The organism is Actinomadura geliboluensis, assembly GCF_043197915.1.
Lineage (GTDB): Bacteria > Actinomycetota > Actinomycetes > Streptosporangiales > Streptosporangiaceae > Spirillospora > Spirillospora geliboluensis.
Genome location: NZ_JBICUA010000007.1, coordinates 261,232 through 274,865, shown reverse-complemented (window position 1 = coordinate 274,865; position 13,634 = coordinate 261,232). Strand labels below are relative to the sequence as shown.

Below are 13,634 nucleotides of genomic sequence, written 5' to 3'. Positions count from 1 at the left end.
GGCTGCGGGCCGTGCGCCGAGTACGGAGGGAATCGCATGTCCGAGTTGCGCGAGCCCGTCGCGGTCGTGGGCATGTCGTGCCGCCTGCCCAAGGCGGGCGATCCGCGCGCCTTCTGGGAGCTGCTGCGCGACGGCGGAAGCGGCATCACCGACGTTCCCGCCGGCCGCCGGGGCGCGCGCGGGCCGGTCGGCCCCGACGCCCAGGACGCCGCGGACCCCGGCGGGGTGATCTCCGCGCGCGGCGGCTTCCTCGACGACGTCGCCGGTTTCGACGCCGACTTCTTCGGCGTCGCGCCGAACGAGGCCGCGATGATGGACCCCCAGCAGCGCCTGATGCTCGAACTCGGCTGGGAGGCGCTGGAGGACGCCGGCATCGTCCCCGCGGACCTCGCCGGGACGCGCACGGGCGTCTTCGTGGGCGCCATCTGGGACGACTACGCGATCCGGCTCTACAAGCATGGCACCCGCCGCATCGACCGCCACTCCGTCACCGGGCTCCACCGCAGCATCATCGCCAACCGGCTCTCCTACACGCTCGGCCTCAACGGCCCCAGCCTCGCGGTCGACGCGGGCCAGTCCTCGTCGCTGGTGTCGGTGCACCTGGCCGCGGAGAGCCTCCGCGCCGGAGACTGCACGCTCGCGCTCGCGGGCGGGGTCAACCTCACGCTCACCCCCGAGAGCACTCTCGGCTCGTCCAAGTTCGGCGGGTTGTCACCGGACGGCCTGTGCCGGACCTTCGACGCCGGAGCCAACGGCTACGTCCGTGGTGAAGGCGGCGCCTACCTCGTCCTGAAGACCCTGTCCCGGGCGGTGGCCGACGGCGACCGGGTCTACTGCGTGATCGCGGGCACCGCCGTCAACAACGACGGGACCACGCCCGGCCTCACGGTTCCCAGCGCACGCGGGCAGGCGGAGGTCATCCGCCGGGCGCACGACCAGGCCGGCACCCGCCCCGAGGACGTCCAGTACGTCGAGCTCCACGGCACCGGGACGCGCGTGGGCGACCCGATCGAGGCCGCCGCGCTGGGAGCGGCGCTCGGCGCCGGACGCCCCGCCGGATCCCCGCTCCTCGTGGGGTCCGCGAAGACCAACGTCGGCCACCTGGAGGGCGCGGCCGGCGTCGTCGGGCTGCTCAAGACCATCCTCAGCATCTGGCACCGTGAGCTGCCGCCCAGCCTCAACTTCGAGACGCCCAATCCCGACATCGCCTTCGACGAACTCCGCCTCCGCGTCCAGCGGGACCTCACCCCCTGGCCCCGCCCCGACCGGCCCCTGGTCGCGGGCACCAGCTCCTTCGGCATGGGCGGCACCAACTGCCACGTCGTCCTCCGCGAATGGACGGGCGGAGAGGACGCCGCCGCCCCCGCCGAGGTGGAGCCGGCGGTGGTGACGGACGGGACGCTGCCGTGGGTGGTGTCGGCGAAGTCAGAGGCCGCGCTTCGGGAGCAGGCGCGGCGGCTGCTGGATCATCTGGATGCCTTCCCGGAGGTGTCGCCCGCGCAGGTGGGGCATGCGCTGGTGGCGGGCCGTTCGGTGTTCGAGCACCGGGCGGTGGTGATCGGCCGGGAGCCCGGCGACTTCCGGGACGCGTTGGCGGCGCTGGCCACCGGCGAGCCGTCAGCTCGCGTGGTGACGAGCAAGACGGCCGCCGCCCCCGGCAGGACCGTCCTCGTCTTCCCCGGGCAGGGTTCGCAGTGGGCCGGCATGGGTGTGGAGTTGATGCGCTCCTCGCCGGTGTTCGCCGAGCACCTCACCGCGTGTGCGGAGGCGCTGGAGCCGTTCACCGGCTGGAGCCTGATCGACGTCCTCACCCAGGCGCCGGACGCACCGCGCCTCGACGGGGACGCCGTGGTCCAGCCCGCCCTGTGGGCGATGACGATCTCCCTGGCGCGCCTGTGGGAGCACCTGGGCATCGCCCCGGATGCGGTGGTGGGCCACTCCCAGGGCGAGATCGCCGCCGCCCACATCGCCGGGATCCTCACCCTGGAAGACTCCGCCCGAATCGTGGCTTTGCGGTCCCGGGCGCTCACCCGCATCGCCGACCGGAGCGGGATGGTCTCCCTGCCACTGCCCGCAGACGAGGCCGTAGAGCTGATCGAACGGTGGCGGGGACGGCTGGCGGTCGCCGCGCTCAACGGGCCGTCGGCCACCGTGGTCGCGGGCGACCGCGACGCCGTTGACGAGCTGCTCGCCTCCTGCGCGGACGACGGCGTCCGCGCCCGCCGCGTCCCCATCGACTACGCCTCCCACACCTGGCACGTGGAGGTGCTCCGCGCCGAGCTGCTGGAAGCGCTGGCGCCGGTCGAGCCTCGTCCCTCGACGGTCGGGTTCTACTCCACCGTCGCCGGCCATGCCGGCGGCGCGCTGAGCGACACCACGGTGATGGGGGCCGCGTACTGGTACGAGAACCTGGCCACCGCTGTCGACTTCCAGGCCGCCACCCGCTCTCTGCTGGACGACGGGCACACGCTGTACATCGAGGCCAGCGCCCACCCCGTCCTCACCCACCCGCTGCAAGAGACCGTGGCCGGCCACGCGGGCGCCGGCGAAGTCGCCGTCACCGGGACCCTCCGCCGTGACGACGACAGCTGGCAGCGCGTGATGACCTCGCTGGCCGCCACCCGCACCGCCGCCCCGTGGACGGCCTTCTACCCCGCCACCCGGCCCGCCCGCCTCAGCCTGCCCACCTACCCCTTCCAGCGGCGGCGCCACTGGATCGACCTTCCGGCGGACGGCTCCGCCGACATCGAGTCCGCAGCGCCCGCCGCCCCGCCCGCCGCCGCGCCCGAGGAGGCCGCACCCGCCGAGTCCGCCGCGCTGCCGCCGCTACTGGAGCGGCTCGGCAAGGCGTCCCCGACCGTCCAGGAGCAGATCCTCACCGACCGGATCCGCGCCGAGGTCGCGGCGATCACCGGACGGGTCACGGCGGAGACGGTCGACGCCGACCGCACGTTCAAGGACCTCGGATTCGACTCGTTCGCGTCCCTCGACCTGCGGAACCGGCTGGGCGCGCTGACGGGCCTGGACCTGTCGTCCACGCTGCTCTTCAACCACCCGACCCCCGCCGCCCTCGCCCGCCGCCTCCAGGCCGAACTGCTCGGTTCCGCGGAGTCCGGCGGCACCGGCGGCCCGTCGGCCCCCGCCGCCGCGGACGACCCGATCGCGATCGTGGCGATGGCCTGCCGCTACCCGGGGGACGTCCAGTCGCCCGAGGACCTGTGGCGGCTCGTCAGCGAAGGCGTCGACGCCATCACCGACTTTCCCGCCGACCGCGGCTGGGACCTCGACCGGCTCCTCGATCCCGACCCCGACCGGCCCGGCACGTCCTACGTCGCCAAGGGCGGGTTCCTGGCGGGCGCGGCGGCGTTCGACCCCGCCTTCTTCGGGATCGGCCCGCGCGAGGCGACGGCGATGGACCCGCAGCAGCGGCTGCTGCTGGAGACCTCCTGGGAGGTGATCGAGCGGGCGGGCATCGATCCGGCCGCGCTGCGCGGCAGCCAGACCGGCGTCTTCGTCGGCGCCATGAGCCAGGAGTACGGCCCCCACCTGCACGACGGCGCGGCCGGCTTCGACGGCTACCTGTTGACCGGCAACACCGCGAGCGTCGTGTCGGGCCGCGTCTCGTACGTCCTCGGACTGCAGGGCCCGGCCGTGACGGTGGACACCGCATGCTCGTCCTCGCTCGTCTCGATGCACATGGCCGCGCAGGCGCTCCGCAACGGCGAGTGCGATCTCGCCCTGGCCGGCGGCGTCGCCGTCATGGCCACGCCGGGCATGTTCGTGGAGTTCAGCCGCCAGCGCGGGCTCGCGGCGGACGGCCGGTGCAAGCCGTTCGCCGCGGCGGCCGACGGTACGAGCTGGGCCGAGGGCGTCGGGCTCGTCCTCCTCGAACGCCTCTCCGACGCGCGGCGGAACGGCCACCGGGTGCTGGCGGTCGTCCGCGGCTCGGCGGTCAACCAGGACGGCGCGTCCAACGGCCTGACCGCCCCCAACGGGCTGTCGCAGGAGCGCGTGATCCAGCAGGCCCTGGCGAGCGCCGGCCTGCGGGCGCGAGAGATCGACGCCGTCGAGGCGCACGGCACGGGCACGCGGCTGGGCGACCCGATCGAGGCGCAGGCGCTGATCGCGACCTATGGCGAGGGGCGTCCGGAGGATCGGCCGCTGTGGCTGGGGTCGTTGAAGTCGAACATCGGCCACACCATGGCCGCGGCGGGTGTCGGCGGCGTCATCAAGATGGTGATGGCCCTGCGGCAGGGCCGCCTGCCGAGGACGCTGCACGTGGACCGCCCGTCCTCCCACGTGGACTGGTCGTCCGGTGCGATGCGGCTCCTGACGGAGGAGCGGGCCTGGCCGGAAGCGGATCGTCCGCGTCGGGCGGGGATCTCGTCCTTCGGCATCAGCGGCACCAACGCGCACCTCATCATCGAGCAGGCTCCGGAGGACGGTGAGGTCCGGGGAGTCCCGAAGCCGGAGCCGGTGGTGGTGACGGACGGGACGTTGCCGTGGGTGGTGTCGGCGAAGTCCGAGGCCGCGCTTCGGGAGCAGGCGTGGCGGCTGCTGGATCATCTGGATGCTTTCCCTGAGGTGTCGCCTGCGCAGGTGGGTCATGCGCTGGTGGCGGGCCGTTCGGTGTTCGAGCACCGGGCGGTGGTGATCGGCCGGGAGCCCGGCGACTTCCGGGACGCGTTGGCGGCGCTGGCCGCAGGTGAGCCGTCCCCTCGCGTGGTCACCGGTGCGGGTGCCTCTCGCCCGGGCAAGACGGTTCTCGTCTTCCCAGGGCAGGGTTCGCAGTGGGCCGGCATGGGCGTGGAGCTGATGCGCTCCTCGACGGTGTTCGCCGAGTATCTGACCGCGTGTGCGGAGGCGCTGGAGCCGTTCACCGGCTGGAACCTGATCGACGTGCTCGGCCAGGTGGAGGGTGCTCCGAGCTTGGACCGGGTTGATGTGGTCCAGCCCGCCTTGTGGGCGGTGATGGTCTCGTTGGCTCGCCTGTGGGAGCACTTGGGCGTCACGGCCGATGCAGTGGTGGGGCACTCCCAGGGGGAGATCGCCGCCGCCCACATCGCAGGTGTGCTGTCCCTGGAGGATGCAGCCCGCGTCGTGGCGTTGCGCTCCCAGGCGATCGCCCGCATCGCGGGTAGGGGCGGAATGGTCTCCCTGCCGTTGCCCATGGCCGACGCCGTGGTCATGGTCGAGCGCTGGGAAGGGCGCCTGGCCGTCGCCACGGTCAACGGGCCGTCGGCCACCGTCGTCGCGGGTGACGGCGACGCCGTCGATGAGCTGCTGGCCCACTGCGAGGCCGAGAACGTTCGTGCCCGCCGCATCCCCGTCGACTACGCCTCCCATTCGTCGCACATGGAGGCCCTCCGCGAGGAGTTGCGGGAGGTACTGGCTCCGGTACGTCCCGGGCAGCCGGACGTGGCCTTCTATTCGACGGTGGCCGGCCATGTCGGCGGCGCGATGAGCGACACGACGCTGCTGGGCGCGGACTACTGGTACGAGAACCTGGCCACCACCGTCGACTTCCAGGCCGCCACTCGTTCGCTACTGGACGATGGGCACACGGTGTTCATCGAGGTCAGCCCGCATCCCGTCCTCACCCATCCTCTGCAGGAAACCGCTGAGGAGCACGGCGGCGCCGACCAGATCGCCGTCACCGGCACCCTTCGCCGGGACGACGACACGTGGCACCGCGTCCTGATCTCCCTGGCGACTGTTCACGCCCATGCCGTTCTGGATTGGTCCGGTTTCTATCCGGCGACCCAACCGGCCCATCTCGATCTGCCCACCTACCCCTTCCAGCATCAGAACTACTGGCTGGAGAGGCGCGAGAGCGCGGGGGACGCGGCTGCGGCTGGGCAGGCGGCGGTGGGGCATCCGTTGCTCGGTGCGGCGGTGGAGTTGGCGGCGACGGGTGGCACGGTTCTGACAGGCCGGTTGTCATTGGGGTCGCATGGGTGGCTGGTCGATCATGCGGTTTCGGGGACCGTCCTGCTGCCGGGTACGGCGTTCGTGGAGATGGTGCTGCGCGCGGGCGACGAGGTCGGCTGTGACCGTCTCGAAGAGCTGACGCTGCAGGCGCCGCTCGTGCTGCCCGCGACAGGCGGTGTTCAACTGCGGGTCGAGATAGAGGAGCCGGACGACACCGGACGGCGTTCGGTGACCGTCCACTCTCGGCCTGACGACGTGGGGACGGGTACGTCCTGGACCTGTCACGCCACGGGTGTGCTCGCTTCCGGTGATCTGGCGCCGTCGACGTGGGATGCGCGGGTGTGGCCGCCGGCCGGAGCGGCGCCGGTGGAGACCGGTGAGTTGTACGCGTCGCTGGCCGATCTCGGCTATCAGTACGGCCCGGCCTTCCAAGGGGTGCGGGCGGTATGGCGGCGGGGCGACGCGGTCTACGCAGAGGTGGCTCTGGCGGAGGAGCAGCACCGGGACGCGACCGCCTTCGGGATCCATCCTGCGCTGCTGGACGCGGGCCTGCATGCCGGGCTCGTTTCGGACGGGCAGGGTGATGGGCCTCCGAGGTTGCCGTTCGTGTGGTCTGACGTCCGTCTGCACGCGACCGGCGCGACGAACGTGCGGGTGCGACTCATCCCCTCGGGGCCTAACGCTCTCGTGGTGGACGTCGCCGACACCGAAGGCGCGCCGGTGGCGTCGATCGGCTCGCTTGCGTTGCGCCCTGTCGATCCGGAGAAGCTGGGCGGCGTGCAGGACGTCCTCCACGATGCGCTCTTCCGGATGGAGTGGGTGAGCCGTGCCGTACCGGAGCCCGAACGCAGGTCGCTGGCGCTGGTCGGTGAGGACGGACTCGGCCTCAGCACCCATCTGGACGGCGGGCGCTACGCGGATCTGTCCGTGCTGGGTGACGAACTTGCTGTCTCCCAGCCCGATTCTGTCGTTGCCTGTTGCCCGCCCGGTGATGCTGCTGATCCCGTCGCCGGACGCGGTGTGCTGCTCGGGGCGTTGTCCGTGGTGCAGGCGTGGCTGGCGGATGAGCGTTTCGCGGACATGCGGCTGGCCGTGGTCACGCGCGGCGCGGTTGCGGTCGCCGGCACGGAGAAGCCCGATCTCGCGTCGGCACCGGTGTGGGGTCTGCTGCGGTCTGCGCAGACGGAGAACCCGGACCGGTTCCTCCTTGTCGACGTCGATGAGGACGAGCGTTCGCTGCAACTCCTGCCTACCGCGCTGGCCTGCGGTGAGCCGCAGTTGGCGGTGCGCGGCGGCGAGGTCCTGGTGCCGAGGCTCGTCCGGGCCCAGACCGACGACGCGCTGACGCCCCCGCAGGACGAGACTGCCTGGCGGCTGGAAGCGACCAGCCCCGGAACCCTCGACGCGCTGTCCCTGGTGGCGGCCCCCGACGCGATGGCGTCACTGCTGCCGCACCAGGTCCGGATCGACATGCGGGCGGCCGGGCTGAACTTCCGGGACGTCTTCGTCGCGCTCGGCCTCCTCCAGGGTGACGCCTCTCTGGGCATCGAGGGCGCCGGGGTGGTGACCGAGGTCGGTGCGGACGTGACCGGGCTGCGGCCGGGCGACCGCGTGATGGGGATGATGCCCGGAGCGTTCGGGCCCGTCGCGGTCACCGATCATCGCCTGGTCGTACCGATGCCCCGGACCTGGTCGTTCGAGGACGCGGCGTCCGTGCCGATCGTCTTCGCGACTGCGTACCACGGCCTCGTGAACCTGGCTGGGCTCCAGGCGGGCGAGAAGGTCCTCGTGCACGGTGCCGCCGGTGGTGTGGGGATGGCCGCGGTGCAGTTGGCGCGGCATCTGGGTGCTGAGGTGTTCGGGACGGCGAGCACCGGCAAGTGGGCCGTGCTGCGGGAGTCCGGGCTGGACGACGAGCACATCGCGTCGTCGCGCACCGTCGAGTTTGAGGAGCGGTTCCTTTCCGCCACGTCCGGCCAGGGAATGGACGTCGTCCTGGACAGCCTGGCCGGGGAGTTCGTCGACGCCTCCCTGCGGATGCTGCCGCGCGGGGGCCGGTTCATCGAGATGGGCAAGACCGATGTCCGCGATCCGGGGGAGGTCGCCGAGGCCCACCCCGGCGTCGAGTACCAGGTGTTCGACCTGATCACGATCTCCCTGTCGGAGCCGGAACTCGTCCAACGGATGCTGACCGATCTCGTCGCGCTGTTCGAGCGCGGTGCGCTCACCCATTCGCCGGTCCGGACGTGGGACGTGCGGCGGGCACCCGAGGCGTTCCGGCTGATGAGCCGGGCCGGGCATGTCGGCAAGATCGTTTTCACTGTGCCGCGGGGTTGGGATCCGGACGGGACGGTTTTGATCACTGGTGGCACGGGTGGGCTTGGTGGGTTGCTCGCCGGTCATCTAGTGCGTGAGTACGGGGTTCGGCATCTGCTGTTGGTGAGTCGTCGGGGTGCTGAGGCGGCGGGCGCGGCGGAGTTGGTGGAGCGCCTGGCGGGGTTGGGGGCCGAGGTCCGGGTGGCGGCGTGTGATGTCGGTGATCGTGAGGCGTTGGCGGGTCTGCTGGCGGAGGTCTCGGCGGAGGCGCCGCTGACTGCGGTGGTGCATGCGGCGGGTGTGCTGGAGGACGGTTTGGTGTCGGCGTTGTCGCCTGACCGGCTTGAGGCGGTGCTGCGGCCGAAGGCCGATGCCGCCTGGCACCTGCACGAACTCACCCGCGACACAGATCTCGCCGCGTTCGTCATGTTCTCTTCGGTGATGGCCGCGATCGGCGGCGCGGGGCAGGGCAACTATGCGGCGGCGAACGTCTTGCTCGACGCGCTGGCCGAGCACCGCCGGGCCCAAGGGCTGGCGGCGACATCGCTGGCCTGGGGCTTCTGGGATCAGCGCAGCGACATGACGGCGGACATAGGGGAGGCGGATCTAGCCCGTTTCGCCCGCGTCGGCCTGGTGCCGCTTCGATCGGACGAAGGGCTCGCCTTGTTCGACGCGGCCGTGGCTCTCGGTGAGCCGGCGGTTGTTCCTGCGCGGCTGGATGTCGCGCGGTTGGCGCAGGGCGGGGATGTGCCTGCGGTGCTCGGTGCGCTGGTGCGCCCGCGTGCCGTCCGGCGTACTGCCGCCACGGGCGGTCCGGCGGCGGGCGGTGAGCGGTTCGCCGGGATGTCGGCCGCCGATGTCGAGCGTGAACTGCTGGAGATGGTGCGGGCCCACGCGGCGACGGTGTTGGGGCATGCGACGCCGGAGGCGGTCCGCCCGGACGCCAAGTTCAAGGAGTTGGGTTTCGACTCGCTGTCGGCGGTGGAGTTGCGCAACCGGCTGAGCGCGGCGATCGGCCGACGCCTGTCCGCTACTGCCGTCTTCGACCACCCCACCCCAGCCGGGCTGGCCCGGCACATGCTCGGTGAAGCGGCACCCGCCGCCGAGCCCGTGGCCATGGCCGCCGCGCTGGACGAACCCGTGGCCATCGTGGGCATCGGATGCCGACTGCCGGGAGGCGTCGCCTCTCCGGAGGAGTTGTGGGAGCTGGTCGCGTCCGGCACCGAGGCGATCTCGGGGATGCCGACGGATCGCGGCTGGGACGTTGACGGGCTTTACGACCCTGATCCGGGGCGGCCGGGTAAGACCTATGCCCGCGAGGGCGGGTTCCTCTATGACGCCGGGGAGTTCGACGCGGGGTTCTTCGGAATCAGTCCGCGTGAGGCGACGGCGATGGATCCGCAGCAGCGGCTGCTGCTGGAGACCGCGTGGGAGGCGTTCGAACGCGCGGGGATCCGCCCGGAATCGGTGCGCGGCACCCAGACCGGCGTGTTCGTCGGTGCGCTGTCGCAGGAGTACGGCCCTCACCTTCACGAGGCCGTGGAGGGCGCCGACGGCCTGCTGCTGACGGGCCGGACCACCAGCGTGATCTCCGGTCGGTTGGCGTACTTCCTCGGGTTGGAAGGCCCGGCGATCACCATCGACACGGCGTGCTCGTCGTCGTTGGTCGCGTTGCACCAGGCGACGCAGGCGCTGCGTCAGGGGGAGTGCACTCTCGCAGTGGCCGGTGGTGTGTCGGTGATGGCCACACCGGGCTTCTTCACCGAGTTCAGCCGACAGCGAGGGCTGGCGGCCGACGGCCGGATCAAGGCGTTCGCCGATGCGGCGGACGGCACGGGCTGGGGTGAGGGCGTCGGTGTCCTCATCCTGGAGCGGCTGTCGGACGCGCAACGCAACGGCCACCAGGTGTTGGCGGTCGTCCGTGGCTCGGCGGTCAACCAGGACGGTGCGTCCAACGGCTTGACCGCACCTAATGGTCCTTCGCAGGAGCGTGTGATCAGGCAGGCGCTGGCCAACGCGCGCGTCCAGGCCGACGAGGTCGATGCGGTCGAGGCCCACGGCACAGGGACCACACTCGGCGACCCGATCGAGGCGCAGGCACTGATCGCGACCTATGGCCAGGGGCGTCCGGAGGGTCGGCCGTTGTGGCTGGGGTCGTTGAAGTCGAACATCGGTCACACCATGGCCGCCGCCGGTGTGGCCGGTGTGATCAAGACCGTGATGGCTCTGCGGCACGGTCAGATGCCCAAGACGCTTCACGTGGACCGGCCGACGTCTCACGTCGACTGGACTTCGGGCACCGTCGAGTTGCTGACCGAGCAGCAGCCGTGGCCGGACACCGGACGTCCCCGCCGGGCCGCGATCTCCTCCTTCGGCATCAGTGGCACCAATGCGCATCTCATCATCGAGCAGGCTCCAGAGGGCGATGAGGTCCGGGAGGTCCCGGAGTCTGAGCCGGTGGTGGTGACGGACGGAACGTTGCCATGGGTGGTGTCGGCGAAGTCCGAGGCTGCGCTTCGGGAGCAGGCGCGGCGGCTGCTGGATCATCTTGTTGCCCGTCCGGAGGCGTCGCCTGCACAGGTGGGGCATGCGCTGGTGGCGGGCCGTTCGGTGTTCGAGCACCGGGCGGTGGTGATCGGCCGGGAGCCCGCCGACTTCCGCAACGGCCTCGCCGCACTCGCCACGGGTGAGCCTTCCGCCGATGTGGTCACCGGCACTGCGGCGGCCGAGCCGGGCAGGACCGTCTTCGTCTTCCCGGGGCAGGGTTCGCAGTGGGCCGGCATGGGCGTGGAGCTGATGCGCACTTCGCCGGTGTTCGCCGAACATCTGACCGCGTGTGCGGAGGCGCTGGAGCCGTTCACCGGCTGGAACCTGATCGACGTCCTCGGCCAGGTGGAGGGTGCCCCGAGCCTGGACCGGGTGGACGTCGTCCAGCCCGCCCTGTGGGCAATGATGATCTCCCTCGCTCGCCTGTGGGAGCACCTGGGCGTCACCCCCGACGCCGTTGTGGGGCATTCCCAAGGCGAGATCGCCGCCGCCCACATCGCCGGGATCCTCACCCTGGAGGATTCGGCCCGCATCGTGGCATTGCGCTCCCAGACCATCACCCGCATCGCGGGCCAAGGCGGCATGGTCTCCCTGCCCCTCCCCGCGGCCGATGCCGCGGAGCTGATCGAACGGTGGCAGGGACGGCTGGCGGTCGCCACGGTCAACGGGCCGTCGGCCACTGTGGTCGCGGGTGACAGCGATGCCGTGGAGGAGTTGCTGTCGCATTGCGAGCGCCAGGACATTCGGGCTCGGCAAATCCCGGTGGACTACGCCTCCCACACCTCGCACGTGGAGGCACTGCACGGCGAGCTGCTGGAGCTTCTGGCGCCGGTCGGACCTCTACCGGCGACCGTCGGGTTCTACTCCACGGTGGCCGGTCATGCCGATGGCGCGATGCGTGATACGACGGAGATGGGCGCGCCGTACTGGTACGAGAACCTGGCCACCACCGTCGACTTCCAGGCGGCCACCCGTGCCCTGCTGGACGATGGGCACACCCTGTTCATTGAGGTCAGCCCGCACCCTGTCCTCACCCACCCACTACAGGAGACCGCCGAACAGCACCCAGCGGGCGAACAAACCCTGGTCACCGGCACCCTCCGCCGTGACGAGGACACCTGGCACCGCGTCCTGACCTCCCTGGCCACCGCTAACACGCACGCCACCCCCGGCTGGGCGGGCTTCTACCCCAGCGCTCACCCCGCGCAGCTCGACCTCCCCACCTACCCCTTCCAACGCCGGCACTACTGGATCCAGGGCACCACCGCCGCCACCGACGCCCGTACCCTCGGCCTGCATGCCGCCGAGCACGGCCTCCTCGGTGCGGCGGTGGAGTTGGCGGAGTCGGGTGGCACGGTTCTGACCGGCCGGTTGTCGCTGGGGGCCCATGGGTGGCTGGCCGACCATGCGGTTTCAGGAACTGTCCTGCTGCCGGGCACGGCATTCGTGGAGATGGTGCTGCGCGCGGGCGACGAGGTGGGCTGCGACCATCTCGAAGAGCTCACTCTGCAAGCACCGCTCGTTCTGCCCGGAACCGATGGGGCGCATCTCCAGGTGGAGGTAGGGGAGCCAGACGACACAGGACGGCGTTCGGTGACCGTCCACTCCCGGCCTGATGGCGTGGGGACAGGTGCGTCCTGGACCTGCCACGCCACAGGTGTGCTCGCTTCTGGTGATTCGGATCCGTCGACGTGGGATGCGCGGGTGTGGCCGCCCACCGGAGCGGTGCCGGTGGAGACCGGTGAGTTGTACGCGTCGCTGGCCGATCTCGGCTATCAGTACGGCCCGACCTTCCAAGGGCTGCGGGCGGTATGGAAGCGGGGCGAGGAGCTGTTCGCCGAGGTCGTCCTGCCCGAGGAGGGGCATGCGGAGGTAGAGGCTTTCGGGATTCACCCAGCCCTGCTGGACGCGGCATTGCACGCCGGCGTCCTCCCAGAGACGAAGCAGGAGCCGGAGCCTCCGAAGTTGCCGTTCGTGTGGTCTGACGTTCGCCTGCACGCGACGGGCGCGACGAACGTGCGGGTCCGACTCGCACCGGCCGGTGGCGACACCGACACCCTTGCCGTCGAGGTCGCCGACACCGAAGGCGCGCCGGTCGCATCGATTGGCTCGCTAGCGTTGCGCCCGGTCGACCCGGAGAAGCTGGGCGGGGCACGGGACGTTCTGCACGACGCGCTGTTCCGCATGGATTGGGTGAGCCACGCGCTACCGGAATCCGATGGGGGATCGCTCGCGCTGGTCGGCGAGGACGGCCTCGGCCTCAGCACCCTGCTGGACGGCGTGCGTTACGCGGATCTCTCCGTGCTGGGGGACGAACTCGCTCCCGATATTCGCCCCAGACTCGTTCTGTCCTGCCATCTGCCTGTTGCGGGCGCCGACGCTCGCGGCGAGGTGCTCAGGGCGTTGTCCGTGGTGCAGGCGTGGCTGGCCGATGAGCGTTTCGCGGATATGCGATTGGCCGTGGTCACTCGCGGCGCGGTTGCGGTCAACGGCACGGAGAAGCCCGATCTCGCCTCCGCACCGGTGTGGGGTCTGCTGCGGTCTGCGCAGACGGAGAACCCGGACCGGTTCCTCCTTGTCGACGTCGATGAGGACGAGCGTTCCCTCCGGATCCTGCCCGCCGCCGCGCTGGCCTGCGGTGAGCCGCAGTTGGCAGTGCGCGGCGGAGAGGTGCTTCTCCCGAGGCTGACCCGAGCGGCGGCGAATGGAGCGTTGACACCTCCGCAGGAGCGGACGGAGTGGCGGCTGGACGTGACCAGCCGCGGAACGCTCGACGCGCTGTCCCTGGTGGCGGCTCCCGAGGCGGCGGAGCCGCTGCTGCCGCACCAGGTCCGGGTCGC

1 protein-coding gene (running past one end of the window) is annotated in these 13,634 nt (G+C 71.4%); it reads left to right on the top strand.

The genetic code is table 11. The features are described from left to right. Positions 1-36: 36 nt before the first annotated feature. Positions 37-13,634 carry the beginning of a type I polyketide synthase gene (locus ACGFI1_RS23690; protein WP_392787900.1) on the top strand. 18,550 nt of this gene lie beyond the right edge of the window, so 13,598 of the gene's 32,148 nt are visible here — the first part of the coding sequence; its start codon is at positions 37-39; its stop codon lies off the right edge, out of view.